Genomic DNA, 26,151 nt, shown 5'->3' on the forward strand with positions numbered 1-26,151 from the left:
GTCCGAAGTATGTGGGCGGTTTTCTCGATGCTGCGTCGCAGCAATTCGCGCGAACGCCTCCGCGAGATGCAGCGCCCTCCCAAATACGGGAGATTCGCTTGAGCACGTCTCAGATCGACCTGGCTATCGGCTAAAATACCGATCTCGCAAATCGATGCCGGCTCGTGCCAGCGACGAGCAGCGACATGGAGCCGCGACCCGGGGCAGCGTCAAACCGGATCCCGCGCCGTGCCGTCGAGCACGTTCTGCCGCACACGCCTCGCGTACCCATCATGGCTCGCGGCGCCCGCATCGGCTTGTCACCGCCTTCCCACCATCAAGATGACATGCCCATGAACAAGGTTCTGCGTCTCTCCGATCTGATCTCCGAAGGCAAGCTCAAGGGCAAGCGCGTATTCATCCGCGCCGACCTGAACGTGCCGCAGGACGACCACGGCAACATCACCGAAGACACCCGCGTGCGCGCCTCCGTGCCGGCCATCAAGGCCGCACTCGACGCCGGCGCGGCCGTCATGGTCACCTCGCACCTGGGCCGGCCGACCGAAGGCGAGTTCAAGCCCGAAGATTCGCTCGCGCCGGTCGCGAAGCGCCTCGCCGAACTACTCGGCCGCGACGTGCCGCTCGTCGCGAACTGGGTCGAGAACGGCGTGAACGTCGAGCCGGGCAACGTGGTCCTGCTCGAGAACTGCCGCGTCAACAAGGGCGAGAAGAAGAATTCGGACGAACTCTCGCAGAAAATGGCGAAGCTCTGCGATATCTACGTGAACGACGCGTTCGGCACCGCGCACCGCGCCGAAGCCACCACCTACGGCATCGCGAAGTACGCGAGCATCGCCTGCGCGGGTCCGCTGCTCGCGGCCGAACTCGACGCGCTCGGCAAGGCGCTCGGCGCACCGAAGCGGCCGCTGGTGGCGATCGTGGCCGGCTCGAAGGTCTCGACCAAGCTCACCATCCTCAAGTCGCTGGCCGAGAAGGTCGACCAGTTGATCGTGGGCGGGGGCATCGCCAACACGTTCATGCTCGCGGCCGGCCTGAAGATCGGCAAGTCGCTCGCCGAAGCCGATCTCGTGGACGAAGCAAAGGCCATCATCGAAGCGGCGCGCGCGCGCGGCGCCTCGGTGCCGATCCCGACCGACGTCGTGACCGCGAAGGAGTTCTCGCCGACGGCCAAAGCCGAGACGAAGAACGTGGCCGACGTGGCTGACGACGAGATGATCCTCGACATCGGCCCGGTCACGGCCAACGCGCTCGCCGCGCAGCTCGCGCAGGCCGGCACGATCGTGTGGAACGGCCCGGTCGGCGTGTTCGAGTTCGACCAGTTCGGCAACGGCACGAAGACGCTCGCGAACGCCATCGCCAGCTCGGGCGCGTTCTCGATCGCGGGCGGCGGCGACACGCTCGCGGCCATCGCGAAGTACGACATCTCCGACAAGGTCAGCTACATCTCGACCGGCGGCGGCGCCTTCCTCGAGTTCCTCGAAGGCAAGAAGCTTCCGGCCGTCGAGGTGCTCGAAACGCGGGCGGCGGGCTAAGTGGCGCCGCGCGCCCCGGCCGCGAAGTTGGCGAAGACGGCCATGAGCAAACTTCCTCGTGCTGGCGCACAGAAGTCGCGCAGCGCAGCCGGGGCCGCAGCAAAACAGAAGAAGGGGCGCGCAGCGCCCCTCGCAGGCACGGCAAGGGCGGCCTCGACGCCCGCAGCCGTTGCAGAACAAGCGGCAGAACAAGCGGCAGAACAAGCGGCAGAACAAGCGGCAGAACAGCCGGGTGGTGAACCGGCTGCCGCACTGAATGCCAGCGGGCGCACAGCCACGCCCGAAGCAGGTAACCGACAATCAAGCACAAGAAACGCCCCGCCGGCTCAGATGAGCGGCGCGGCGCCCTCCAAGAAAGCGACGCCGGGTCTATCCGGTGCGCGTTCCGGCGAGTCCGCATCCGCGGGTCGACCGGCCAGCACTTCTCGCAGCAACGGTTTTCCCAGCGATTCTTTCCAGACGAGGAGACTCATGCATCGCGCCACCAAGATTGTCGCCACCATCGGCCCGGCTTCCAGCTCGCCGGACGTCCTGCAGCAAATGATCCGCGCGGGACTGGACGTGGTGCGCCTCAACTTCTCGCACGGTACCGCCGACGACCACCGTCAGCGCGCCGAAACCGTGCGGGAGTGCGCCCGTCACGCCGGTCGCGAAGTTGCGATCATGGCCGACCTGCAAGGCCCGAAGATCCGCGTCGGCAAATTCGAGAACGGCAAGACGACGCTCGAAGTCGGCCGGCCGTTCATCCTCGACGCCGAATGCGAACTCGGCAATGACGAGCGCGTCGGTCTCGACTACAAGGACCTGCCGCGCGACCTGAAGCCGGGCGACGTGCTGCTGCTCAACGACGGCCTGCTCGTGCTCGACGTCGCGCGCGTGATCGGCAGCGAGATCCACACGATCGTGCGCGTAGGCGGCGACCTGTCGAACAACAAGGGCATCAACCGCCAGGGCGGCGGCCTCACCGCGCCCGCGCTCACGGCGAAGGACATGGAGGACATCCGCACGGCCATGTCGCTCGGCGCGGACTTCGTCGCCGTGTCGTTCCCGAAGAACGCCACCGACATGGAAATGGCGCGCCAGCTCGCCAACATCGCGGGCGCGCCCTACGGCATCAAGCCGAAGATGATCGCGAAGATCGAGCGCGCCGAGGCCATTCCGGCGCTGCAGGAGATTCTCGATTCGTCGGACGGCATCATGGTCGCCCGCGGCGACCTCGCCGTGGAAGTGGGCAACGCGGCCGTGCCCGCGCTGCAAAAGCGCATGATCCGCATGGCGCGCGATTCGAACAAGCTCGTCATCACCGCCACGCAGATGATGGAGTCGATGATCCACGCGCCGGTGCCCACGCGCGCCGAAGTCTCGGACGTCGCCAACGCGGTGCTCGACGGCACCGACGCGGTGATGCTCTCGGCCGAATCGGCGGCGGGCAAGTACCCGGTGCAGACCATCGAAGCGATGGCCGCGATCTGTCTCGAAGCGGAGAAGTCGGAGCAGTCGGAGCTGGACAAGGACTTCCTCGACCGGACCTTCACGCGCATCGACCAGTCGATCGCGATGGGCGCGCTCTTCACGGCCTACCACCTCGGCGCGAAGGCGATCGTGGCGCTCACCGAGTCAGGCTCGACCGCGCTCTGGATGTCGCGCCACTGGACCCACGTGCCGATCTTCGCGCTCACGCCGCGCGAGGGCAGCGAGCGCGCGATGTCGCTCTACCGCAATGTCACCCCGCTGCATCTCGATACCAGCAGCGACCGCGACACGGCGCTGCAGCAGGCCGTGGAAGTCGTGGTGAGCAAGGGCTATGCGGCGCACGGCGACATGATCGTGCTGACCGTGGGCGAGCCGATGGGCCAGCCGGGCGGCACGAACACGCTGAAGATCGTGCGCGTGGGCGACGTGCTGTAAACGTGCCGGCGCCCGATGTTTCCCGGCGCCGGATGGTGGTATCAGATTGGTATCTGATCGGCACCAGATAGGTGTCAGTTGGGCGTGTTTTCGCTGCAAATGCGGACCGGGTGTGGGAGAGGCCATGCCCGGTCTGTCAATCTCTTTTGCAGGTTCTCGCCGTTTCTGACGCTCCGACAGGCCATTTTCATGCCAGTTACGTGTCCAGAGCCGGAAGAGGACCCGCTTCGCGATAAAATCCAGGAATTGAGCCCGCGGCCAGTCACGCGGGCGGCGGCTGCCAGGCCGCCTCGACCGGCTGCGCAAGACAGCTGGCGGCACGAAGCAATTCGTTTCAAATCAAAGGAGTAGCAACAATGCCTCTCGTTTCAATGCGTCAACTGCTCGACCACGCGGCTGAACACGGCTATGGCCTGCCGGCGTTCAACGTGAACAACCTGGAGCAGGTCCAGGCCATCATGGCCGCGGCTGACCAGGTCGGTGCGCCGGTCATCATGCAGGCGTCGGCGGGCGCGCGCAAATATGCGGGCGAGCCCTTCCTGCGCCACCTGATCGAAGCGGCGGTCGAATCGTATCCGCATATTCCGGTCGTGATGCACCAGGACCACGGCCAGTCGCCGGCGGTCTGCATGGCGGCGATCCGCAGCGGTTTCACCAGCGTGATGATGGACGGCTCGCTCGAAGCCGACGGCAAGACGGTCGCATCATATGAGTACAACGTGGAAGTGTCGCGCAAGGTCGTCGACATGGCGCACTCGATCGGCGTGACGGTCGAAGCGGAACTGGGCGTGCTCGGTTCGCTCGAGACGATGAAGGGCGACAAGGAAGACGGTCACGGCGCCGAAGGCACCATGACGCGCGAGCAGCTCCTGACCGATCCGGAGCAGGCCGCCGACTTCGTGAAGCTCACCCAGTGCGACGCGCTGGCCATCGCCATCGGCACCTCGCACGGCGCGTACAAGTTCTCCAAGAAGCCCACGGGCGACATCCTGTCGATCCAGCGCATCAAGGAAATCCACGCGCGCATTCCGAACACGCACCTCGTGATGCACGGTTCGTCGTCGGTGCCGCAGGAACTGCTCGCGGAAATCCGCGAGTTCGGCGGCGACATGAAGGAAACGTACGGCGTGCCGGTGGAAGAGATCCAGGAAGGCATCCGTCACGGCGTGCGCAAGATCAATATCGACACCGATCTGCGTCTGGCCATCACGGGCGCGATCCGTCGCTATATGTACGAAAACCCGTCGAAGTTCGACCCGCGCGACTATCTGAAGCCGGCTCGTGAAGCCGCGAAGAAGGTTTGCGTGGACCGTTACCTTGCGTTCGGCTGCGAAGGCCAGGCTGGCAAGATCAAGCCGGTCTCGCTCGACAAGATCGCCGAGAAGTACAAGTCGGGCGAACTCGCGCAGATCGTTCGCTAAGCAGGCCTCAAGTGCGAGGCGCGCCGCGCGAATTCGCGGCGTGCTTTGCCGGCCTCGCTTGAAGCAGTAAAAAACATCGCCGTTTCCGCCTGTTTTGGGGGAACGGCGTTGGGCTTTTCCGGGATGTTTGACTAGTTTTTGGTTTACCCTCGCAATACCTTCAGGATTCCGGTTTCCTGTCGCGGGTTGATGCCGCGTTTTTGGACCGGACCCGCCCGTTTTCGATTGTCCTTTTAGCGAATCACGACGATGTCTACCCTCTACGAATCCACGCTCCGCTCGCTGCCGCTCCTCGGCCGCGGCAAGGTCCGCGACAACTATGCCGTGGGCGACGACAAGCTGCTGATCGTCACCACCGATCGTCTGTCGGCGTTCGACGTCATCATGGGCGAGCCGATTCCGCGCAAGGGCGAGGTGCTCAACCAGATGGCCGACTTCTGGTTCGAGAAGCTCAAGCACGTCGTGCCGAACCATCTCACGGGCGTCGCGCCGGAAACCGTGGTCGCCGCCGACGAAGTCGAGCAGGTCAAGGGCCGCGCCGTCGTGGTGAAGCGCCTCGAGCCGATCCTCGTCGAGGCGGTGGTGCGCGGCTATCTGGCCGGCAGCGGCTGGAAGGACTATCAGGCAACGGGCGCCGTGTGCGGCGTGCAGCTGCCGCCGGGCCTGCAGAACGCGCAGAAGCTGCCCGAGCCGATCTTCACGCCGGCAGCCAAGGCCGAAATGGGCCACCACGACGAGAACATCACCTACGAAGAGATGGAGCGCCGCATCGGCACCGAGCTCTCGCGCACCATCAAGGACATCTCGATCAAGCTGTACAAGGAAGCCGCCGATTACGCGGCAACGCGCGGCATCATCATCGCCGACACGAAGTTCGAGTTCGGTCTCGACAACCACGGCCAGCTCTTCCTGATGGACGAGGCGCTCACCGCCGACTCGTCGCGCTTCTGGCCTGCCGACCAATACCAGGTCGGCTCGAACCCGCCGTCGTTCGACAAGCAGTTCGTGCGCGACTGGCTCGAAACCCAGGACTGGAAGAAGGAGCCGCCGGCGCCGAAGCTGCCCGACGAAGTGGTCGAGAAGACGTCGGCGAAATATCAGGAGGCGCTTGAGCGTCTCACGGGCCAGAAGCTCGCGTAAGTTAGCGAAAAGAGGGAAGAAGGAAGCACAATGAGCGAAGTTCAGACGGCTCACCAGCATGCGGCGCCGCTCGTCGGCGTGTTGATGGGCTCCAGTTCCGACTGGGACACGATGAAACACGCGGTCGCGATCCTGCAGGAGTTCGGCGTCGCGTACGAGGCCCGGGTGGTCTCGGCGCACCGCATGCCAGACGAAATGTTCGAGTACGCAGAAAAGGCGCGCGAGCGCGGCCTGCGCGCGATCATCGCGGGCGCGGGCGGCGCGGCGCACCTGCCGGGCATGCTGGCGGCCAAGACCACGGTACCCGTGCTCGGCGTGCCGGCGGTCAGCAAGTATCTGAAGGGCGTGGATTCGCTCCATTCGATCGTGCAGATGCCCAAGGGCGTGCCGGTCGCGACCTTCGCCATTGGCGAGGCGGGGGCGGCCAATGCGGCGCTCTTCGCCGTGTCGATCCTGAGCGTCACCGATCCCGAATACGCGAACAAGCTCGCGGCTTTCCGCGTGCGCCAGAACGAAGCGGCGCACGCCATGGCGTTGCCTCCGCTTTGATTGCGCGAGTAATTCGCGCATTGCTGGGCATTGGATTGATCCGGGCGATGGAAGCCGCCTGAAGTATCACCGCCGTATCACCGTCCAGGCGGCGCCGCGCGCAACGCCTGGACGTTAAACCCCCGTCTGGCCCGCGCGACGTTCGCGAAGCGCCGCGGTCAGCCGCGACCGACCACGAAGATGACTCCTGACAACTCTCCGGTTTCACCGATCCTGCCCGGCGCCTGGCTTGGCATGGTGGGTGGCGGCCAGCTCGGCCGCATGTTCTGCTTTGCCGCCCAGGCTATGGGCTACCGCGTCGCCGTGCTCGATCCCGACGCGACGAGCCCCGCGGGCACCGTGGCCGACCGCCACATCTGCGCCGCCTACGACGACGAAGCCGCGCTCACCGAGCTCGCGCGCCTGTGCGCGGCCGTCTCGACGGAGTTCGAGAACGTGCCCGCCGCAAGCCTCGACACGCTCGCGAAGTCGACCTTCGTGAGCCCGGCCGGGCGTTGCGTGGCGGTGGCGCAGGACCGCATCGCCGAGAAGCGCTTCATCGAGGCGGCCGGCGTGCCGGTCGCGCCGCATGTGGTGATCGAGTCGTCGCAGGCGCTCGCTGCCATCGACGACTCGGCGCTCGCCGCCGTATTGCCGGGCATCCTCAAGACGGCGCGCCTCGGCTACGACGGCAAAGGCCAGATTCGCGTGGGCAACGCCGAGCAGGTGCGCGAGGCGCATGCGTCGCTCGGCGGCGTGCCGTGCGTGCTGGAGAAGCGCCTGCCGCTCAAGTTCGAGGTGAGCGCGCTGATCGCGCGCGGCACGAACGGCGCCGCCGCGGTCTATCCGCTCGCGCAGAACACGCATCGTAACGGCGTGCTCTCGCACACCATCGTGCCCGCGCCCGACGCGAGTCCGGTGCTCGTGCAGCAGGCCCAGCAGGCGGCGCTGCAGATCGCGGCGAAGCTTGGTTACGTGGGCGTGCTGTGCGTCGAATTCTTCGTGCTCGAAGACGGCTCGCTCGTCGCCAACGAAATGGCGCCGCGCCCGCACAACTCGGGCCACTACACGACCGACGCCTGCTCGACGAGCCAGTTCGAGCAGCAGGTGCGCGCGATGACGGGCATGCCGCTCGGCGACACGCGTCAGCACTCGCCAGCCGTGATGCTGAACATCCTCGGCGACGTGTGGTTTCCCACGGGCGCAGGTGAGGCGAAACCCCGCAAGGGCGCAGCGCCCGTCACGCCACCGTGGGATCAGGTTGCCGCGATGCCGGCTGCGCGCCTGCATCTGTACGGCAAGGAAGAAGCGCGTCCGGGCCGCAAGATGGGCCACGTGAACTTCACCGCGCCGACGCTCGGAGAGGCGCGCACGGCCGCCCGCGATTGCGCGCGGCTGCTGCACATCGCCACGAGCTGACGTTGAGCCGCATCATGTCCGATCAGCAGAACGCACCGAACGATGGCGCGCCGCATTTGACCGACGCCGACATCGAAGCCGCCGCCGCGCTGCTCGATGCAGGCGAACTGGTCGCGTTCCCGACCGAGACCGTCTATGGCCTCGGCGGCGATGCGGCGAGCCCCGAAGCCGTCGCGCGCATCTACGCGGCCAAGGGGCGGCCGGCCAGCCATCCGGTGATCGTGCATCTTCCTCCGGGCGGCGACCCGACGTATTGGGCGGCCGACTGGCCGGAGTCGGCGCAAAAGCTCGTCGACGCGTTCTGGCCCGGCCCGCTCACGCTGATCGTCAAGCGCCACGCGCGCATTCCCGACGCCGTGAGCGGCGGCCAGGATTCGGTTGGGCTGCGCTGCCCGTCGCATCCGGTCGCGCAACGGCTGCTGGCGGCGTTTTCTGAGCGCCGGGGCGGCCATGGCGGCGTGGCGGCGCCTTCGGCGAACCGCTTCGGCCACGTGAGCCCGACCACCGCGCAGCATGTGCGCGACGAGTTCGGTGCGGCGGTTCACGTGCTCGACGGCGGCGCGTGCGACGTGGGGATCGAATCGACGATTCTCGATCTGTCGCGCGGATTTCCGGCGCTGCTGCGGCCGGGTCACGTGACGCCGCACGACATCGCGCGCGTGCTGGGCGAGGCGCCGCGCCTGCCCGATGGTTCCGACGCCACGGCGCCGCGCGCCTCGGGCACGCTCAAGGCGCACTATGCGCCGCGCACTCCGCTCGCGCTCTTGCCGTTCGAAGCGCTGGAGCCGCTGCTCGCGGCGGCGCGCGATGCCGGCGAACCGGTGGCGCTGGTGGCTCGCGTCTCGCGCGCGGGAGCATGGGCCGAGGCGCCGAGCGTGCATTTCGTCGCCGCGCCGGAAGAGCCGCAAGTCTACGCACGCGAGCTGTATGGCCTGCTGCGTGCGCTCGATCGCGCGAACGTCTCGCGCATCCTCATCGAAAAGCTGCCCGAGACGATCGAATGGATCGCGGTCAATGACCGCCTCGGCCGGGCGGCCGCCGCATTCGAGGCAGATCGGGGCTGAGCCCGATTTTGAGCCCGATTTCCCGCGTTCGATAGAAAAACACCCCACGACCATTGCGGTACGTGGGGTGTTTTTTGTGCATCGGGCGGCCCGGTGCGTTCGGCTTATTGCGGTGCCTTGCCGATGCCCGCAGCAGCCAGCTGCGTCTCGACGTACGTCGCGAACTGAGCGTGCAGCGCGGTGGTCGGGTGCACGAGATCCGCGAACATGTAGGTCGTGGGCGCGTTGGCCGTCGTCAGCGTCTGCGGCGAGCAGAACAGCGAGCTGCCGAAGGCCGCGCCGTACACCTGTGCTGCTGCGGCGATCGTCGTCGACGGCGTCGTGGCCGGGTTCAACCCCAGCGTCGCCTGCGGATTGGCGATCGCGTAGTTGGTGGCGTCGGTTGTCATCTGCGTGAGATTGCAGGCCGTGTCCGTGTTCGTCACCGTGAAGCCGAGGCTCGCCGCGTTCTGGATCGAGTTGTCGAGCCACGAGAACGAGTCGACCAGGACGACCTTCTTCGCTTGCACATTGGCCGAGATCTGCTGGATCAGCGTCAGGTTGTACATCGCCGTGATGAGCGAGAGCGCCTGGTCGGCCGAGTTCGCCGAGCCCGGCGTCGCGCCGACGGCCGCATCGGCCTTCAGCGCCGCAGGCGTCTTGCCGATATCGGGCACGGTCACGACTGCAATCTTCGGAGCGCCGGGTACGATCTCCGAATTGACGATCGTACCCAATGTGCCCGCTGCCTGGAGGACCGAGGCGATCGACGAGAAGGCCGCCTGATTCTGCTGTACGAGCTGAAGCGCGACGGCCGCGGGCGCGAGCGCCGTGGCCTGCGCCTGCGTGAAGCCTTCGCTCACCAGGGTCGAGGCCGCCTGAGCGCCGTAGGTGGCGACAGCCTGCGTGAAATTGGCCGTAGCGAGCGCCTCGCCGAACAGGGCGAGGTTTGTCGGGTCGCCGTTCGTGGGCACGTCCAGCAGGTTCAGGATCTCATTCGCGCCGCCTTCCACGAGCACGAGCTGGTTCGAATTGAAGCTGCCGTGCTGCGCCAGATACTGCTGGAGCTGCCAGGTGACCGGCTGCTCGCTCGCGGCGGGGATTACAGCGCTGGTATTCGCCACGCCGCCGCCCGTCACCAATGCGCCGCCCTGCGCGTAGTCGAGCCCGCCCGTTGCCGTGAGCGGCACGCCGAAGCCGCCTTCAAAGGCCGGCGTCAACGAATTGCCGAAGTACTCCGACACCTTCTGCGCCCAGACTTCGCCCGGGTTGGTCGTGAACCGGCCGCCGCCGAAGCCCGGCAGAATCTGCTCCGAATACGTGCCCGCGTCGGACAGGCTCGCGCCGAATGCCACCACCTGCAGGCTGAGACCGGAGGGCGGCGGGTCAGCAGGGTCGCTATTACTGCTGCCGCCACCGCAGGCGGCGAGCAGCGCGAAGGCCGCGCTCGCAATAGCGATCTGGGTGGCGCGCAACAGCGTACGGTGTCTCGGTCCTTGATGCTTCATGTTCACTTCTTCTCCTCTGAGTGTGGCCTTTGGTGCCATGCCTTGTTGCTCATGCTACGGGTGCTCGTGATACGAGCTGCTGTCCTGTCATCGTCGACTTCGATTCATGCCGTCGGCCTCGCATGACTCCCGCCGCATGCTGCCGTCCCCCGGGTCGCGGCCAAGACCGACAAGACTACGTAATCTCTCAGGTATTGCGCGACCCGAACTCACCCTCGGTGTTGTTTTCCGACACGCCTTGCGGCGCGCCCGACATCGCGGTTGCAAGGCGCAGCGCGTCGTGGCGCTCGCACCAGTCCGGCGGCGCGAACAACGCGGCGAGGCGCGCGCGCCAGTCGGGCATGCGCGCGAAGTCTCGCGCCATCGCCAGCCATTCGTGAAACGTCGCCTTGAGCGGATTGCAGGAGGCGAGCGGCTTGACGATGCCGTAGTCGGGCGCATCGCGCGTGTCTTCTTCGACGTAGCTGCCGAACAGGCGGTCCCAGATCGCGAGCACGCCCGCGTAGTTGCGATCGATATAGCGCGCGTTGCGCGCGTGATGCACGCGGTGCATCGAAGGCGTGTTGATCACGTATTCGAGCCAGCCGAGCTTGCCGATCACCTGGGTGTGCACGAAGAACTGGAACGCGAGATTGATGAGCACGATGGCGACGATCTGCGTTGGCGTGAAGCCGAGCATGGCAAGCGGAATCCAGAACACCCACATGCCCGCGACGGGGTACATGAGGCTCTGGCGAAACGCCGTCGAGAGATTCAGGCGCTCCGACGAATGGTGTACGACGTGCGCAGCCCATAGCCAGCGCACGCGATGGCTCGCGCGATGAAAGACGTAGTAGAGCAGGTCCTGGGCGACGAAGAGCGCAAACCATGCGGGGAGGCCCGGCTGCCACGAAACGAGCCGGAAGTGCCGGTAGACGTAAGCGTAGACGGGGACCGCGACGAGCCAGGCGAGCTTGTCGGCGCCCTGGTGCATGAGTGCGAGCGCGGCGTTGCAGAGTGTGTCGGGCCACGCGTAGCGTGCGCTGTCGGTTGCGCCGTCCAATGCATTGCGCGGCGGCGTGCGGGAGAGGTGCCACGCTTCCCAGGCGATGCAGGCGAGAAATACGGGAGCGAGGGCGAGCAGCAGCCATTGCGCATCGAACTGCACGAACGTCGTCCTCCTTGTCCCGTGGCCGGCGCTGGTGGCCAGCGCGGCGATTGTTGTGTCGTATTGTTTCGCGTTGTTTCGTATCGGTCGCGTTAGTGCGCCTTCTCTGGACGCGCGGCTCGATGGCTCAGCGCGTATGACAGATTTTTTGTGACGCGCTTTTGGCCTGTGCCCGCCAGAGTACACGGCTCACGGGCAAGACGGGCGGGGCTTTGCTAGAGGAAAACTTCGAGCCCGGCGCGTGGCGGCGGGCTCGTGTGAGGCTGGCGGGGAGCGCGTAGGGCTCGCGCCTGGTGAGTGCGCAGAGAACGCACAGTGAGTGCTCAGCGGGTGCTCAATGTGCGCCGCGCCGCTTGACGACGGCCTTGTGCGGGGCCTTCGGGGCACGCTTCGGATGCGGCTCGACGTACACGGGTTTCTCTTCGGGCATGCCGTTGTAGACCCATTCGAGCAGTGCGTCGTGCGCGGCACGCGCGGCCTCGGCACGCGGATCGTTGATGAGGCTCACCACGATCCACGTCTCGCCGTTCTCGGCCGCGACGTAACCGGCGATGGCGCGCACGTCGCGCAGCGTGCCCGTCTTGATGTGCGCATTGCCTTCCACGCCCGCGTTGGTGAGACGGTTGCGCATCGTCCCGTCCACGCCCACGACCGGCAGCGAGTCGATGAACACCTGCGCGACCGGGCTCGCGTTTGCGTTTTGCAGCAGGTTCGCGAGCGACAGCGCGCTGATGTGCTCTTCGCGCGAGAGACCGCAGCCGTTGTCGAGCACGAGTTCGGGCATGGCAAGGCCACTGCGTCGCAGGAACGCGTTGACGGCGGTCGCGGCCTTCACCGTGGTCGCGGGCGGCTTGCCAGTGACTGCGCCGAGCGTGAGGAACAGATTGCGCGCCATCACGTTATTGCTGAATTTGTTGATGTCGTGCACGACGTCCGAAAGCGGCGGGCTTTCGTGCACGGCGAGCAGGCGCGCGCGCGGCGGCACGACGCCTTCGCGCACGGCGCCGCCCGGATTGGCGAAGAGGCTGCCGCCCGTCTGCTGCCACAGCGCGAGGAAGCCGTCGGCGAAGAACGTGCTGTGGTCCACCGGCGCGGCCATGTTGAGCGTGCGGTCGCCGCAGCGCATCGCGTAGCTGCCCGCGAAGCTCGCGGTGACGACGCCGTTCTGCCCAGGCAAGACCTGCGGGCTTGGCAGCATGCCGCCGCACGCGCCGCCGCGCTGACGGATCTGGTTGTCGATCTGCCACTGCGCGACGGGCGGCACCACGTCGATGGAGACGCCCTCGCGCGAGGGCGAGAACGTGAACGAGACCGACTTGAACGCGTACATGAGCGGGTCGGGGCCGACGTTGTAGGGCGCGCTGTCGTCGCCGTCGAACGAGGGCAGGTCGCGCGTGGACGCGTCGAATTCGCTCTTGTCGAGCACAAGTGCGCCGTCGATGCGCGCGACGCCCGCTGCGCGAATCTTCTGTACGAGGTCGATGAGCTCTTCGGGTACGAGCTTCGGGTCGCCGGTGCCCTTGATATAGAGATTGCCGTGCAGCGTGCCGCTCGCATCGACTTCGCCGTCGGTATAGGCGCTCGTTTTCCAGCGATAGTCGGGGCCGAGCATCGAGAGGCCGCTCCACGTCGTGACGAGCTTCATCGTCGAGGCGGGCATCATCGGCTGGCCGGCGTTCACGGCGACGCTGGGCTGGCGGTCGCCCACTTTCTCGATCACCACGCTCACGGAGGAGAGCGGCACGTGCGCGCGCTCGAGGCCCGCCATCACGGTGGGCGGCAGCACCGTGGTCACATTGACCGTGGGGACGCGCGCGCCCTCGGGCTGCGCGTGCGCGACCGGCATGGCCACGAAGCTTGCGGCGAGCATCGCGCAGGCGAGCGCAAGGGCCATGGGTTTGGGGGCGCGATGCGCGGCGGTGGCGCGAGGTGCGTGGGCGGCGCGCGAGGCGGGCAGCTTGAACAGGGAGCGTAGGCGGGACAGCGAAGCGGGCAGCATGAAAAGCGTTCGGGCGAGTGCGGGTCGTGCAGGGGCCGGGCGCGGCGGGCGGGTAGACGGGACTCGCCGGGGCTGCGCGCGGACGCGGAATTTCGGGCGGCGCGCTTCGCGCGATGCCGGCGCCATGCGGTTGAGCGCGCTCGCATCGCGGCGTCGCGCGCCGCAGGAGCGCACATTGTAAAGACCTGGCGTGGCTCACGCGCATTGCGCCCAGGAAAACGCAAGAAAACGTTGCGCAATGTGCCGTTCGCTGTGACGTGCGGCGCCCGGGCGCCGGTCCGGCATCCGGCGTGGCGCGACGCGTCGCGCAATCCGTGCGGCGCGGCGTGCCTGCTCAGGCGCTAGAATGCTCGCATCGTCATCATCCACAGAGCGCGGCGCCGACTTGTCGACTGTTGCCGCCTTGCCAACTCATTACGATGCGCATACTGCTAGTCGAAGATGACCGCATGATCGCCGAGGGCGTGCGCAAGGCGCTGCGCGGCGACGGTTTTGCGGTCGACTGGGTCGAGGACGGCGAAGCCGCGCTCTCGGCCGCGAGCGGGGAATCTTACGATCTCATGCTGCTCGATCTCGGATTGCCGCGGCGCGACGGCCTCGACGTGCTGCGCACGCTGCGAGCGCGGGGCACGTCGCTGCCCGTGCTGATCCTCACTGCGCGCGACGCCGTGGCCGACCGCGTGAAGGGGCTCGACGCGGGCGCCGACGACTATCTCATCAAGCCCTTCGACCTGGACGAGCTGGGCGCGCGCATGCGCGCGCTGATCCGCCGTCAGGCGGGCCGCAGCGATTCGACCATCCGCCACGGTTCGATCACGCTCGATCCGGCCTCGCACCAGGTCACCCAGGGCGGCACGCCCGTCGCGCTTTCGGCGCGCGAATTCGCCCTGCTCGAAGCGCTGCTCGCGCGCCCGGGCGCCGTGCTCTCGAAAACCCAGCTCGAAGAGAAGATGTATGGCTGGGGCGAGGAGATCGGCAGCAATACGGTCGAGGTCTACATTCACGCGCTGCGCAAGAAGCTCGGCGCCGACCTGATCCGCAACGTGCGTGGCCTCGGCTACATGATCGCCAAAGACGCATGAAGCGCGGCTTTGCATGCGAGCGGAGTGCTCTGCATGAGACCGGAGTGCTCTGCATGAGACCGGAGTAAGCGCTAAAGCGCTAACTCCGGATCGCAAAGCGCTAAAGCGCCAACTCCGGATCGACAGGGAGACACACTTAGCCGATGAGTTCCATCCGACGACAACTGCTGTTCTGGCTGCTCGCGATCGTCGTCGCGGGCGTGGGGCTCGCGGGATGGCTGATCTATCGCCAGGCGCTTGCCGAGGCCAACGAGCTGTTCGACTACCAGCTGCAGGAAATCGCCGAGGCACTGCCCTCCGAGCCGTTCAACGAGATCCTCAGTTCGCGCGACACCGGCGACGAAGGCATCGTGCTGCAGATCTGGAATCGCAACGGCGTGCTCATGTACTACTCGCATCCGCGAGCGCCGCTCGCGCCGCGCGCGGAGCTCGGCTTCTCCACCGAGCGCACCGATCGCGGCGACTGGCGCGTGTATGGCGCGATCGTCGGGGACAACGTCGTGCAGCTCGCGCAGCCCGTTTCCGTGCGCAACCGGCTCGCGGCCAACGTCGCGCTGCGCACGCTGTGGCCGCTCATCGTGCTGCTGCCGTTCCTCGGGCTCGCAGTGTGGATGGTGGTGGGGCGCGGGCTCATGCCGCTCTCGCGCGTCGCGCGCGCGCTCGACACGCGGCATCCCGAGGCGCTCGATCCGCTGCCCGAAGAGCGCCTGCCGCGCGAAGTCACGCCGCTCGTGCATGCGCTGAATGCGCTGCTGGAGCGTCTCGCTCAGGCGCTCGATATACAAAAGGCGTTCGTCGCCGACGCCGCGCACGAATTGCGCACGCCGCTCGCCGCCGTGCAGATCCAGGCACAACTCGTTGCGCGCGCAAGGGATGACGAAACGCGCCGCGAAGCGCTCGCCGATCTGCAGGCGGGCGTGACGCGTGCCACGCGTCTCGCCGAGCAGCTCCTCGCGCTCGCGCGCTCGGAGCCGGACGGCCATGCGCGTGCGCGTGACGTCGACCTGCACGCGTTGCTCGATGATTGCGTGCTCAACTATGCGCCGCTTGCGCAGCAGCGCGGCGTCGATCTCGGCATCGAAGAAAGCGCGGCGGCGAGCGTGCACGGCGACGCCGATGCGTTGCGCGTGATGTTCAACAATCTGCTCGACAACGCGACCAAATACACGCCCGCGGGCGGCCGCGTGGATGTGAGCCTCGTCGTCGAGGACGGCCATGCGCGCGTGCGTATCGCGGACAGCGGGCCGGGCATTCCGGTGGACGAGCGCGCGCGCGTGTTCGATCGCTTTTATCGCGTAGGGGCGGGCGCGAATCGCGCGCGTGCCGATGTGGCCGGCACGGGGCTGGGTCTCGCGATCGTGCGTCGCATCGCGGATCAGCACGACGCGACGATCACGCTCGGCGATTCGCCCGCCGGGGGCCTGCTCGTGGACGTGCGTTTCTGATTTTTTCGCGCCCGCAAACCCCCGCCGCGCGGGCGTTTGCGCGATTTTCGCGTACTTAAGACTCCTTTAAGCGACGCCGCTTACTCTTCGGTACGTCGTGATCAGCACCCCCGCGCAAGGAGTCCGCAATGAAAACCAGAATTTTTACCCGCAGTGCCGTGGCCGTCGCCGTGGCCGTCGCGTTGTCGGCGGGCTATGTGGCCGGGCACCGCGACGTGCCGGCGCCGCAGGTCATCACGCCGGCGCAGGCCGCGATGATGCCCGCCGAAGCGGCGGCCAAGACCGGCATTCCCGACTTCTCGGGTCTCGTGGAAACCTACGGGCCCGCGGTGGTCAACATCAGCGCCAAGCACATGGTGAAGCAGACGGCGATGCGCAGCGGCGGCAGCGGTGGCCCGCAGCAACTGCCGATCGATCCGAGCGATCCGTTCTACCAGTTCTTCAAGCACTTCTACGGCGGCATGCCCGGCGCGGGTGACGGCGGCTCGCAGCCCGACACCCCGAGCGCGAGCCTTGGCTCGGGCTTCATCATCAGCCCGGACGGCTACATTCTCACGAACGCGCACGTCGTGGACGGCGCCAACGTCGTGACGGTGAAGCTCACCGACAAGCGCGAGTTCAAGGCGAAGGTCGTGGGCGCGGACAAGCAGTCCGACGTCGCGGTGCTCAAGATCGACGCGAAGGACCTGCCGACCGTGAAGATCGGCGACCCGCGCCAGAGCAAGGTCGGCCAGTGGGTGGTGGCGATCGGCTCGCCCTACGGCTTCGACAACACGGTGACCTCGGGCATCATCAGCGCGAAGTCGCGCTCGCTGCCCGACGAGAACTACACGCCGTTCATCCAGACCGACGTGCCGGTGAACCCGGGCAACTCGGGCGGCCCGCTCTTCAACCTGCAGGGTGAAGTCATCGGCATCAACTCGATGATCTATTCGCAGACGGGCGGCTTCCAGGGCCTTTCGTTCGCAATCCCGATCAATGAGGCGATGAAGGTCAAGGACGATCTCGTCAAGACCGGCCACGTGAGCCGCGGGCGTCTTGGCGTCGCGGTGCAGTCGATGAACCAGACGCTGGCCGATTCGTTCGGCATGGACAAGCCGCACGGCGCGCTGGTGAGCTCGGTGGACGCGAGCGGGCCGGCTGCGAAGGCGGGTCTGAAGCCCGGCGACGTGATCCTGTCGGTGAACGGCCAGCAAGTCGACGACTCGTCGAGCCTGCCTTCGCTCATAGCTGGCATGAAGCCCGGCACGAAAGCCGATATCCAGGTATGGCGCGACAAGAGCACCAAGAACTTCTCGGCGACCATCGGCACGCTCGGCGACACGAAGGTGGCCTCGAATGACACGCCGCAATCGCAGATGCAGGGGCGCCTCGGCGTGGCGGTGCGTCCGCTCTCGCCGGAAGAAAAGAGCAACAGCTCGCTCGATCACGGCCTGGTCGTCGAACAGTCGGGCGGCGCGGCGGAGAACGCCGGCATCCAGCCCGGCGACGTGATCCTCGCCGTGAACGGCCGCGCGGTGACGAGCGCCGACCAGCTCAAGCAAATGATTTCGCAAGCCGGCAACAGTATTGCGCTCCTGATCCAGCGAAACGACGCACAGATTTTCGTGCCCGTCGATCTCGGCTGATCCCTGCTGCCGCGAGTCCGGCTCCGTGCGCCGGATTCGCGGCCAGAGCAGGTTCTTCGATGTTGTTGTGTCCGCTGCCGCCGTTGGCCTCGCGCCCCGGCGGCAGCGTTTTTTTGGGGCCATTGCGCACACGTTCGGGCACGCAATCTCCGTCCCGCTCTCCGATCGCTTATACCTTTCATTGCCGCTTGCTGATCTGCGTAGGGCATGCGCCTTGCGCAGTCATGACATGGTAGTCAACCTGTAAGGAGCGATCGATGAAGAAGTTCCGTAACTCGCGCCCCGTCCGCCCGGCCGCGTATGCGACGATCGTCGCGCTCACTCTCGCCTTTGGCTTCGCGGGCGGCGCGGCGGCGCAGCAAGGCGATGCGTCGGGCACCGTCGGCGGCTCGACCACCGACATTACGAGCGCCGGCAACACCAACGGCGGCGGCATGCCGCAAGTCCAGCAGCAGGGCAACGTGTCGTTCGTCTCGGGCGGTGTCGGCCTCGACGAATCGAGAGCGTTGCAAAGCGCCGCGCACGAATGGCCGCTTTCGCTGCGCTTCACCGGCCGCGGCGGCGAATACCTTTCGGACGTGCGCGTGCAGATCACCGACTCGCACGGCGCGAGCGTGCTCGACACGACTTCGCGCGGGCCTTATATGCTCGTCAGGGTGCGTCCGGGCCGCTATAGCGTGCATGTGAGCCACGCAGGGGTCGACAAGACCAGCGCCGTGACGGTGGGTTCGAACGGCAGCGCACGGGCTTCGTTCGTCTGGTAAGCCGCGCGAGGCGGCCGTGGCGTGTGCGCGCCGCCGCACGCGCGCCGCGCATAAGAGTCACGCAAGGCGGCCGAGTTTGGCTGATAATGAGAGAAGGGGAGGCCGCGAACGCAACGGTGAAGCGCGAGCGTGTCTGCTTGCCGGCCAAGCCCCGGAATTGCATGTGACGCGCGCCTTGCTGCGGCGCGTCACGTGCGCCGGCGCGGCATGCCGCCGCCCGGTGAGAGCGCGGTACTGCCGTCCACCATCAGGGGAGCCGAACATGGCGGTCGAACCAGATGCGAGCCATCGCATCGACATCGTCGCGAACCGTCACCGCGTGCGCGTGATCCACGGCGGCATCACCGTTGCCGACACGCTGGCTGCGCTCACCCTGCGCGAAACCGGCTACCCCGACGTCTTGTATTTCCCCCGTGCCGACGTGAACATGGCGCGGCTCGAACGCTCCGGGCGCATCTCGCATTGCCCGTCCAAGGGCGAGGCGACATATTTCCATTTGCGCACCGAAGAGGGGCGCGTCGAGGACGCGGCCTGGAGCTACGAAGCGCCGCTGGAAGGCGCGCACGGCATCAAGGGCTATCTGGCCTTCTACGTGACTCGCGTAGACCGGATCGATCAGACCTCCTGAAATCACCCGAATAGCGTGTAGCCGGGGAGCCGCCATGGAACTGAACGATGCGCTGAGGATTTCGCTCGAACCTTCCGCTGTCTGGACGGCGCTGCAGGACGTCGCGCTCGTGCGCGCGAGCATGGAGCATTGTGAGTCCTTCCGGCGACTGGGCCCCGGCGAATACGCGCTCACGCTCACGGTGCCGCTCGGGCCGCTGCGCGCGCGCTACGAAGTGCGCGCTCACATCGCGAATGATGCCGCCCAGGTGCCGCTCACGCCGCGCCGCGTATTGAGCTTTCGGGCGCGCGCCGACGGCATCGGCTCGCTGCGCGGGCAGATCGACGTGGCGTTGCGCCCGGAAGAGCGCAGCGGCGCAGCGAAGGAAGTGAGCACGCGCATCGACTATTCGGTGTGGGCCACGCTCACCGGGCCGCTTTCCGAGTTGCCGCCGCGCCAGATCGAGAACGCCCTGCACGAGCTCGCCGACGACTTCTTCACGGAATTCTGCGCCGTGGTCGCGGTGAAGCACGGGCAGGCGCCGAACCGCGTGGCGGGCGAGCAGCCGCGACGTCAGCACGTGTTCCTGCGGCCGATCAATCTTGCGGGCCTCGCACGGCGCGCGCATCTGCTACCGCATCACGCCGGCGGCACGCTCTCGGGCCGCGCTGCGAGCACGCTGCATCACGAACCGGCGCAGCACGCCATGCCGCACTGGGCGTGGGCTGCGATGATCTTTTTCGTTGCCTTGCTGCTGTACGCCGCGCGCTGGTTTACGGCGAGCTGAACGTGGCGGCGCGCGCCGCGTCGCTTGCGAGCGCCACGCCGCCCCTCCCATCCCTCACGATCCCCGAAACTCCCGCCGCCACGCCGACGGCGAGGTGTTGAACGCTTCCACGAAGTGTTGTCGCAGCGACGCGGGCGAGCCAAAGCCCGCGTGCTGCGCGACTGCGTCGATCGGCTGATCGGTGCTCTCCAGCAATTGCTGCGCGCGAGCGAGGCGCTCGCCGAGCAGCCAGGCGCCCACGGTCGAGCCTGTCGTCAGACGGAACTGTCGCGTGAACGTGCGTCGGCTCATCATTGCGCGTTCGGCGAGCGAATCGAGCGTGTGCGGCGCGTCGAGATGCGCCCGGATCCAGTCGAGCAAGCCGGAGAGACGGTCGCCGCGCCCCGGCGCGGCGAGCGGCTGCTGCACGTACTGCGCCTGATTGCCCTGGCGATGCGGCGCAACGACGAGCCGGCGCGCGACATGGTTCGCAGCGCTCGAGCCGTACAGCCGGCGCATCAGATGCAGGCAGCAATCGAGCCCCGCCGCCGTGCCCGCCGAGGTGAGCAGGTCGCCGTCGTCGATGTAGAGCACGCCGGCATCGAACCGCACGGCCGGGAAGCGCTGCGCGAAGTCGTCGGCGGCGGCCCAGTGCGTGGTGGCCGGGCGGCCGTCGAGCAGGCCCGCGTGCGCGAGCACATAGGCGCCGAGGCAAAGCCCGACGAGGATGGCGCCGCGTGCGTGCGCCTGAACCAGCGCTTCGCAAAGCGCGGCGGGCGGGGCTTCGTGCGTGTCGCGCCAGCTCGGCACGACGATCACGTGCGCGTCGCGCAGTCCTTCGAGGCCGTGCGGCGCGCCGATCGTGAAGCCCGCGGTGGTCGTGAGCGTGCCCGGCTCCGCGGCGCAGACGGCGAGCTCGAAGGGCGGCACGCCGCCTTCGCTGCGGTCCTCGCCGAACACGACGCATGGCACCGAGAGATGAAACGGGCTCATCCGGTCAAAGGCGATCACGGCGACGCGCAGCGCGGCATGTGGCGGGCCCGGCGGTTCGTCGCGCAGGTCGCTGGCCGTGGCACGAGCGGGGTGGGTAGTACGGGAGGAACGGGAAGCGCGAAGCGGACGGGCGGCAGCGGTCATGGCGGATCTCGCGTTCGAAACGGCGTGCATGCCGTTCCCGGCAAATCGGGTGAACCCGGCGAACGGGTGATTGGCCCGATTTTAGCGAAAGTTGTCATTCGGGCCACTGTCGGGTGCGCAACCGCCGCGGCACAATCCCGCCATCGACTTCGCGTCTTGCCGAGCGGTCGATCCTTTCCAACACGAGGCAACATCAGGAGGCATTGCCATGTCTGCGAATCCGCGCCGGGCCCTCGTCGTCATCGACGTGCAGAACGAATATGTTAGCGGCGACCTGCCGATCGAATATCCGCCCATCGAGACTTCGCTCGCCAACATCGCTCGCGCGATGGACGCCGCGCGCGCCGCCGGCGTGCCGGTCGTCGTCGTGCAGAATTTCGCGCCGGCCGGCTCGCCGATCTTCGCGCGCGGGAGCGTGGGCGCCGAACTGCATCCGGTCGTCGCCTCGCGCGAGCGCGATCACTACGTGGAAAAGTCGCTGCCGAGCGCCTTCGCGGGCAACGATCTCAAGGCCTGGCTCGCCGAAGGCGGCATCGACACCATCACGGTGGCCGGTTACATGACGCACAACTGCGACGCCTCAACGGTGTTCGAGGCAACCCATGCGGGATTGAGCGTGGAGTTTCTCATCGACGCGACAGGCTCGGTCCCGTATGCAAACGAAGCGGGCGTGGCCAGCGCCGAGGAGATCCACCGCGCGTTCAGCGTGGTGATGCACTCACGCTTCGCGGCGGTCGTGACCACCGACGCATGGCTTGCCGCCGTGAAGGCGGGCGCGCCGCTCGCGCGCGACAACATCTATGCGTCGAATCAGCGGGCCCGCGCGAACCGCGTGCCGGCCTGAGCTGCGGTCCGTACGGCAATGTGAAAGGCGGCCTCGCTCGCAGGCCGCCGTGGGCCACCCCATAGCAGGCGCAAGGACAGGAGCAGCCTGGGGCGCGCCGTCGCGCCGCGCTGCGTTTTCAGGCGTCCCGCTCGCCCGCGCCGAGGCGCAGCGACGGGCTGTAGCGCAGCGCGTCGAGCATCGCGGCCACGTGCCGCTCCGCGTAGGTCGCCACGTCGAAGACATCTGGCAGGATCGCCATGTCGCGCAGCGCGCCGGTAATGAACGAATGCAGCACGCGCGAGGCGCGCGTGGCGTCGAGGTCGGCGGGTAGCTGGCCCTTCGACATCGCGTTGCGCAAGCCTTGCTCGATGCTCGCGAGACCCTCGCGCATGTTGGTCTGATGGCGCGCCATCACCGGCCCCATCTCCTCGACGAACTCGCACTTCAGGAACAGGATCTCGAACACTCTGCGGCGGCGCACGTCGGTTGCCGTATTGCGCAGGCACAGGATGCAGAGGTCGCGCATACGCCCGAGCGGATCCGGTTCGCCAGGATCCGTCGACGCCACCTTCAACTCGTCGAGCGGTAGCACCACACGGTCGAACATGGCCGTGAACAGGTCGCCCTTGTTCTCGAAATGCCAGTAGATCGCGCCGCGCGTGACGCCCGCAGCCTGGGCGATATCGGCAAGCGAAGTGCGCGACACGCCCTTTTCGTAAAAGACGTGTTCGGCGGCGTCGAGGATCCGGCTGCGCGTCTCCAGCGCTTCCTCTTTCGTACGGCGGACCATGGCGGGATGAGTGTATTTTGCGTCGGGGTTGATGGGCCGGATCTCGTATCGGGGAACGAACCGTAATCTATTGATTTGTAATCACGAGGTGATGCGTGGATCGATCCTTGAACACCCTCAATGCTTATGGGGCGTTCTTTTACATTCATTCGCGAATGTATCTATAATAGCACCCCACCACCTGAGAGCTTCAAGTGGTGATGTCCGGTTAATATCCGTCACTGGCCAAGTGGTCGTAGAAACCCCTATGCGCGCGCCCCCGGGCGGCGCGCAGCAGTATCGCCCGGACGGATGGGCTGACCGGCACGCGCCTTTCCAGAAGAAGTACTGTCCGGCTTTGTCCGTCAGGTATTTGCCAGATGCTGGCGTGCGTCGTCGTCCTCCTCGTTGCAGGACGCCGCACGCTTTTATTGTCAGTTATAGACAGAGGTCGCTCCATGCGCGTCGAACGGGTTCCATTCCGCCTAATCAGTGTCGCGACGGCTGCCATTGTGCTCGCAGCCTGCGGGCAAAAGCAGTCGGCGCCCCCGCCGCAAGCCCCCGAAGTGGGTATCGTCACCGTTCAGCCGACCGCCGTGCCGGTCGTCTCCGAGCTTCCTGGTCGTACCAATGCCTTCCTCGTCGCGCAAGTGCGCGCGCGGGTCGACGGCATCGTCCTGCGGCGCGAATTCGTCGAAGGCTCGATCGTGAAAGCCGGCCAGCGTCTCTACAAGATCGACCCCGCGCCGTACATCGCCGCGCTCAACAACGCCCGGGCCACGCTCGCGAAGGCGCAGGCCAACCTCGTCACGCAGAACGCGCTGGTCGCGCGCTACAAGGTGCTGGTGCAGGCGAACGCCGTGAGCAAGCAGGACTACGACAACGCGGTTTCCGCGCAAGGGCAGGCCGCCGCCGACGTCGCGGCCGGCAAGGCCTCCGTCGACACCGCCCAGATCAACCTCGGCTACACCGACGTCGTGTCGCCGGTCTCGGGCCAGGTCGGCATCTCGCAGGTCACGCCGGGCGCCTATGTGCAGGCGAGCGCGGCGACGCTGATGTCGACCGTGCAGCAACTGGATCCGATGTACGTCGACGTCACGCAGTCGAGCCTCGAGGGCCTGAAGCTGCGCCGCGAGGTTCAGGAAGGGCGCCTGAAGACGAGCGGCCCGAACGCCGCGAAGGTCTCGCTCGTCCTCGAAGACGGCCGCACCTATTCGGAGAAGGGCAAGCTCCAGTTCTCCGACGTCACGGTCGACCAGACCACGGGCTCGGTCACGGTTCGCGCGATCTTCCCGAACCCCGACCGCGTGCTGCTGCCGGGCATGTTCGTGCGCGCGCGCATCGAAGAAGGCATCAACAACAATGCGTTCCTCGTTCCGCAGGTGGGCGTGCTGCATGACCAGAAGGGCCAGGCGACGGTGTACGTCGTCAACCAGGAAAACAAGGTCGAAGTGCATCCGATCACCACAGCAGGCACGCAGGGCCAGGACTGGGTCGTCCAGAGCGGCCTGAACGCCGGCGACCGTGTGATCGTGCAGGGCACCGACAAGGTCAAGCCGGGTGCTCAGGTCAAGCCCGTCCCCGCGCAACTGCCGCCGCCGCCCCCGCCGGGCGCGCCTTCGGCGGACATGGCGACGGCTTCGGGCTACTCGAGCGGCGCCAGCGCGGCATCGGGTGCGGCATCGGGTGCAAGCGGCGCCTCGGCTGCGCCTGCCGCCTCCGCAGCGCAATAACCGGGAGCCTGCTTAATGGCAAAGTTCTTTATCGATCGCCCGATCTTTGCGTGGGTGATCGCCATCATCCTGATGCTGGCGGGTGTGGCTTCGGTGTTCACGCTGCCGGTCGCGCAGTATCCGACCATCGCGCCGCCATCCATCCAGATCAGCGCGACCTACCCGGGCGCGTCGGCGAAGACGGTGGAAAACACGGTCACCCAGGTGATCGAGCAGCAGATGAGCGGTCTCGACCACCTGCTGTATCTCTCGTCGACCTCCGATGACTCGGGCACGGCCACCATCACACTGACCTTCGCCGCGGGCACCAACCCGGACATCGCGCAGGTGCAGGTGCAGAACAAGCTGCAGCTCGCCACGCCGATCCTGCCGCAGGTGGTGCAGCAGCTCGGCATCAAGGTCACGAAGTCGAGCAGCAGCTTCTTGCTGGTGCTCGCGTTCGTGTCCGAAGACGGCAGCATGACCAAGTACGACCTCGCGAACTACGTGGCGTCGAACGTGGAGGACCCGATCAGCCGTATCGACGGCGTGGGCACGGTCACGCTGTTCGGCTCGCAGTACGCGATGCGTGTCTGGCTCGACCCGAACAAGCTCACGAACTTCCAGCTCACGCCTTCGGACGTGTCGGCCGCGATCACCGCGCAGAACGTGCAGATTGCGGGCGGCCAGCTGGGCGGCACGCCGGCGGTGGCGGGGCAGGCGTTCCAGGCGACGATCACCGAATCGACGCTGCTGCGCACGCCGGAGGAGTTCGGCAACATCCTGCTGAAGGTGAACCAGGACGGCTCGCAGGTGCGCCTGCGGGACGTGGCGCGCATTGCGCTGGGCGGCGAAACGTATAACTTCGACACCCATTACAACGGTGCGCCGACGGCCGGCCTCGGCATTCAGCTCGCGACGGGCGCCAACGCGCTGCAGACCGCTCGGCTCGTTCGCCAGAAGATCGACGACCTCTCGAAGTACTTCCCGCACGGCCTCGTCGTGAAGTACCCGTACGACACGACGCCGTTTGTGCGCCTGTCGATCGAGGAAGTGATCAAGACGCTGCTGGAAGGCATCGTGCTGGTGTTCCTCGTGATGTACCTGTTCCTGCAGAACCTGCGCGCGACGCTCATTCCGACGATCGCGGTGCCGGTGGTGCTGCTGGGCACGTTCGCGATCATGGCGATGGTGGGCTTCTCCATCAACACGCTTTCGATGTTCGGTCTCGTGCTCGCAATCGGCCTGCTGGTGGACGACGCGATCGTGGTCGTGGAGAACGTCGAGCGGGTCATGGTGGAAGAGGGGCTAGGACCGAAGGAAGCCACCCGCAAGGCGATGGGCCAGATCACCGGCGCACTCGTGGGCGTGGCGCTCGTGCTCTCCGCGGTGTTCGTGCCGGTGGCGTTCTCGGGCGGCTCGGTGGGCGCTATCTACCGGCAGTTCTCGCTCACGATCGTGGCGGCGATGGTGCTGTCCGTGCTCGTCGCGCTGATTCTGACGCCGGCGCTGTGCGCGACGATCCTCAAGCCCATCCCGAAGGGCCATCACGAAGAGAAGAAGGGCTTCTTCGGCTGGTTCAACCGGACGTTCGAGAAGAGCCGGGACAAGTATCACAGCGGCGTGTACCACGTGATCAAGCGCTCGGGCCGCTGGCTCATCATCTATCTCGCGGTGATCGTCGCGGTTGGCCTGCTGTTCGTGCGCCTGCCGAAGTCGTTCCTGCCCGATGAAGACCAGGGCACGATGTTCGTGATCGTGCAGACGCCT

21 protein-coding genes are annotated in these 26,151 nt (G+C 66.8%); 16 read left to right on the forward strand and 5 right to left on the reverse strand.

Annotated elements, in window-relative coordinates; genetic code table 11:
* Positions 1-332: 332 nt before the first annotated feature.
* The 7 genes from VMJ11_RS17135 to VMJ11_RS17165 all read left to right on the forward strand — a co-directional run bounded on the left by VMJ11_RS17135 (position 333) and on the right by VMJ11_RS17165 (position 9,012).
* Positions 333-1,532 carry a phosphoglycerate kinase gene (locus VMJ11_RS17135; protein ID WP_325620579.1) on the forward strand — a complete coding sequence of 400 codons (1,200 nt, stop codon included), beginning with the start codon at positions 333-335 and terminating at the stop codon, positions 1,530-1,532.
* A 471-nt stretch (positions 1,533-2,003) separates the two neighbouring features.
* Positions 2,004-3,440 (forward strand): pyruvate kinase, encoded by a 1,437-nt coding sequence (pyk, locus tag VMJ11_RS17140; protein WP_325620580.1) that lies wholly within the window; start codon positions 2,004-2,006, stop codon positions 3,438-3,440.
* Between the two features lie 356 nt (positions 3,441-3,796).
* Positions 3,797-4,861, forward strand: a complete 1,065-nt coding sequence (gene fba, locus VMJ11_RS17145) for a class II fructose-bisphosphate aldolase (RefSeq protein WP_325620581.1) — start codon at positions 3,797-3,799, stop codon at positions 4,859-4,861.
* Positions 4,862-5,110: 249 nt separating this feature from the next.
* The gene (locus VMJ11_RS17150) at positions 5,111-6,001 is read left to right on the forward strand and encodes a phosphoribosylaminoimidazolesuccinocarboxamide synthase (RefSeq protein ID WP_325620582.1); all 891 of its coding nucleotides are present in this window, start codon (positions 5,111-5,113) and stop codon (positions 5,999-6,001) included.
* Between the two features lie 30 nt (positions 6,002-6,031).
* Positions 6,032-6,550 (forward strand): 5-(carboxyamino)imidazole ribonucleotide mutase, encoded by a 519-nt coding sequence (gene purE / locus VMJ11_RS17155; RefSeq protein ID WP_325620583.1) that lies wholly within the window; start codon positions 6,032-6,034, stop codon positions 6,548-6,550.
* Between the two features lie 180 nt (positions 6,551-6,730).
* Positions 6,731-7,948 carry a 5-(carboxyamino)imidazole ribonucleotide synthase gene (locus tag VMJ11_RS17160; RefSeq protein WP_325620584.1) on the forward strand — a complete coding sequence of 406 codons (1,218 nt, stop codon included), beginning with the start codon at positions 6,731-6,733 and terminating at the stop codon, positions 7,946-7,948.
* A gap of 14 nt (positions 7,949-7,962) precedes the next feature.
* Positions 7,963-9,012: an L-threonylcarbamoyladenylate synthase gene (locus VMJ11_RS17165; RefSeq protein ID WP_325620585.1), complete on the forward strand. Its 1,050-nt coding sequence runs from the start codon at positions 7,963-7,965 to the stop codon at positions 9,010-9,012.
* A gap of 104 nt (positions 9,013-9,116) precedes the next feature.
* Here the strand turns inward: VMJ11_RS17165 and VMJ11_RS17170 are convergent, their stop codons facing one another.
* The 3 genes from VMJ11_RS17170 to dacB form a co-directional block, all read right to left on the reverse strand.
* Positions 9,117-10,499 (reverse strand): SGNH/GDSL hydrolase family protein, encoded by a 1,383-nt coding sequence (locus VMJ11_RS17170; protein WP_325620586.1) that lies wholly within the window; start codon positions 10,497-10,499, stop codon positions 9,117-9,119.
* A gap of 187 nt (positions 10,500-10,686) precedes the next feature.
* Positions 10,687-11,646: a sterol desaturase family protein gene (locus tag VMJ11_RS17175; RefSeq protein WP_325620587.1), complete on the reverse strand. Its 960-nt coding sequence runs from the start codon at positions 11,644-11,646 to the stop codon at positions 10,687-10,689.
* A 334-nt stretch (positions 11,647-11,980) separates the two neighbouring features.
* Positions 11,981-13,645, reverse strand: a complete 1,665-nt coding sequence (gene dacB / locus VMJ11_RS17180) for a D-alanyl-D-alanine carboxypeptidase/D-alanyl-D-alanine endopeptidase (protein ID WP_414694417.1) — start codon at positions 13,643-13,645, stop codon at positions 11,981-11,983.
* A gap of 419 nt (positions 13,646-14,064) precedes the next feature.
* Between dacB and VMJ11_RS17185 the strand changes: the two genes are divergently transcribed.
* From VMJ11_RS17185 to VMJ11_RS17210, 6 genes are all read left to right on the forward strand, one after another.
* Complete coding sequence (locus VMJ11_RS17185; protein ID WP_325620588.1) at positions 14,065-14,727, forward strand: response regulator; 663 nt, start codon at positions 14,065-14,067, stop codon at positions 14,725-14,727.
* A 143-nt stretch (positions 14,728-14,870) separates the two neighbouring features.
* Positions 14,871-16,172 carry an ATP-binding protein gene (locus tag VMJ11_RS17190; RefSeq protein ID WP_325620589.1) on the forward strand — a complete coding sequence of 434 codons (1,302 nt, stop codon included), beginning with the start codon at positions 14,871-14,873 and terminating at the stop codon, positions 16,170-16,172.
* Positions 16,173-16,300: 128 nt separating this feature from the next.
* Positions 16,301-17,800 carry a DegQ family serine endoprotease gene (locus VMJ11_RS17195; RefSeq protein WP_325620590.1) on the forward strand — a complete coding sequence of 500 codons (1,500 nt, stop codon included), beginning with the start codon at positions 16,301-16,303 and terminating at the stop codon, positions 17,798-17,800.
* 257 nt (positions 17,801-18,057) lie between these two features.
* Complete coding sequence (locus tag VMJ11_RS17200) at positions 18,058-18,564, forward strand: carboxypeptidase regulatory-like domain-containing protein (RefSeq protein ID WP_325620591.1); 507 nt, start codon at positions 18,058-18,060, stop codon at positions 18,562-18,564.
* 262 nt (positions 18,565-18,826) lie between these two features.
* On the forward strand, positions 18,827-19,192 hold the full coding sequence (locus VMJ11_RS17205; RefSeq protein ID WP_325620592.1) for a DUF427 domain-containing protein: 366 nt from the start codon (positions 18,827-18,829) through the stop codon (positions 19,190-19,192).
* A gap of 34 nt (positions 19,193-19,226) precedes the next feature.
* Positions 19,227-19,958: a CoxG family protein gene (locus tag VMJ11_RS17210; protein ID WP_325620593.1), complete on the forward strand. Its 732-nt coding sequence runs from the start codon at positions 19,227-19,229 to the stop codon at positions 19,956-19,958.
* Between the two features lie 54 nt (positions 19,959-20,012).
* Here VMJ11_RS17210 and VMJ11_RS17215 read toward each other — a convergent pair whose 3' ends face one another.
* Positions 20,013-21,074: a helix-turn-helix domain-containing protein gene (locus VMJ11_RS17215; RefSeq protein WP_325620594.1), complete on the reverse strand. Its 1,062-nt coding sequence runs from the start codon at positions 21,072-21,074 to the stop codon at positions 20,013-20,015.
* Positions 21,075-21,282: 208 nt separating this feature from the next.
* Here VMJ11_RS17215 and VMJ11_RS17220 point away from each other — a divergent pair, with 208 nt between their 5' ends.
* Positions 21,283-21,918 (forward strand): cysteine hydrolase family protein, encoded by a 636-nt coding sequence (locus tag VMJ11_RS17220; RefSeq protein ID WP_325620595.1) that lies wholly within the window; start codon positions 21,283-21,285, stop codon positions 21,916-21,918.
* Between the two features lie 118 nt (positions 21,919-22,036).
* On the opposite strand, the gene VMJ11_RS17225 is transcribed toward VMJ11_RS17220, so the two are convergent.
* Positions 22,037-22,690 (reverse strand): TetR family transcriptional regulator, encoded by a 654-nt coding sequence (locus VMJ11_RS17225; protein ID WP_325620596.1) that lies wholly within the window; start codon positions 22,688-22,690, stop codon positions 22,037-22,039.
* Positions 22,691-23,127: 437 nt separating this feature from the next.
* Here VMJ11_RS17225 and VMJ11_RS17230 point away from each other — a divergent pair, with 437 nt between their 5' ends.
* Both VMJ11_RS17230 and VMJ11_RS17235 read left to right on the forward strand, forming a co-directional pair.
* Positions 23,128-24,402 (forward strand): efflux RND transporter periplasmic adaptor subunit, encoded by a 1,275-nt coding sequence (locus VMJ11_RS17230; RefSeq protein WP_325620597.1) that lies wholly within the window; start codon positions 23,128-23,130, stop codon positions 24,400-24,402.
* Between the two features lie 15 nt (positions 24,403-24,417).
* Positions 24,418-26,151: efflux RND transporter permease subunit (locus VMJ11_RS17235; protein WP_325620598.1), on the forward strand; the 1,734-nt coding region annotated here is incomplete at its 3' end.

It is taken from the genome of Paraburkholderia sp. (genome assembly GCF_035501035.1).
GTDB lineage: Bacteria > Pseudomonadota > Gammaproteobacteria > Burkholderiales > Burkholderiaceae > Paraburkholderia.

Excerpts from the sequence above, each read along its gene's own strand:
- VMJ11_RS17195 (WP_325620590.1), top strand. The coding sequence starts at position 16,301 with ATGAAAACCAGAATTTTTACCCGCAGTGCCGTGGCCGTCGCCGTGGCC.
- pyk (WP_325620580.1), top strand. The coding sequence starts at position 2,004 with ATGCATCGCGCCACCAAGATTGTCGCCACCATCGGCCCGGCTTCCAGC.
- VMJ11_RS17150 (WP_325620582.1), top strand. The coding sequence starts at position 5,111 with ATGTCTACCCTCTACGAATCCACGCTCCGCTCGCTGCCGCTCCTCGGC.
- VMJ11_RS17165 (WP_325620585.1), top strand. The coding sequence starts at position 7,963 with ATGTCCGATCAGCAGAACGCACCGAACGATGGCGCGCCGCATTTGACC.
- VMJ11_RS17220 (WP_325620595.1), top strand. The coding sequence starts at position 21,283 with ATGTCTGCGAATCCGCGCCGGGCCCTCGTCGTCATCGACGTGCAGAAC.
- VMJ11_RS17190 (WP_325620589.1), top strand. The coding sequence starts at position 14,871 with ATGAGTTCCATCCGACGACAACTGCTGTTCTGGCTGCTCGCGATCGTC.
- VMJ11_RS17210 (WP_325620593.1), top strand. The coding sequence starts at position 19,227 with ATGGAACTGAACGATGCGCTGAGGATTTCGCTCGAACCTTCCGCTGTC.
- VMJ11_RS17170 (WP_325620586.1), bottom strand. The coding sequence starts at position 10,499 with ATGAAGCATCAAGGACCGAGACACCGTACGCTGTTGCGCGCCACCCAG.
- VMJ11_RS17225 (WP_325620596.1), bottom strand. The coding sequence starts at position 22,690 with ATGGTCCGCCGTACGAAAGAGGAAGCGCTGGAGACGCGCAGCCGGATC.
- VMJ11_RS17200 (WP_325620591.1), top strand. The coding sequence starts at position 18,058 with ATGAAGAAGTTCCGTAACTCGCGCCCCGTCCGCCCGGCCGCGTATGCG.
- VMJ11_RS17135 (WP_325620579.1), top strand. The coding sequence starts at position 333 with ATGAACAAGGTTCTGCGTCTCTCCGATCTGATCTCCGAAGGCAAGCTC.
- VMJ11_RS17160 (WP_325620584.1), top strand. The coding sequence starts at position 6,731 with ATGACTCCTGACAACTCTCCGGTTTCACCGATCCTGCCCGGCGCCTGG.
- fba (WP_325620581.1), top strand. The coding sequence starts at position 3,797 with ATGCCTCTCGTTTCAATGCGTCAACTGCTCGACCACGCGGCTGAACAC.
- VMJ11_RS17230 (WP_325620597.1), top strand. The coding sequence starts at position 23,128 with ATGCGCGTCGAACGGGTTCCATTCCGCCTAATCAGTGTCGCGACGGCT.
- VMJ11_RS17215 (WP_325620594.1), bottom strand. The coding sequence starts at position 21,074 with ATGACCGCTGCCGCCCGTCCGCTTCGCGCTTCCCGTTCCTCCCGTACT.
- VMJ11_RS17185 (WP_325620588.1), top strand. The coding sequence starts at position 14,065 with ATGCGCATACTGCTAGTCGAAGATGACCGCATGATCGCCGAGGGCGTG.
- purE (WP_325620583.1), top strand. The coding sequence starts at position 6,032 with ATGAGCGAAGTTCAGACGGCTCACCAGCATGCGGCGCCGCTCGTCGGC.
- dacB (WP_414694417.1), bottom strand. The coding sequence starts at position 13,645 with ATGCTGCCCGCTTCGCTGTCCCGCCTACGCTCCCTGTTCAAGCTGCCC.
- VMJ11_RS17205 (WP_325620592.1), top strand. The coding sequence starts at position 18,827 with ATGGCGGTCGAACCAGATGCGAGCCATCGCATCGACATCGTCGCGAAC.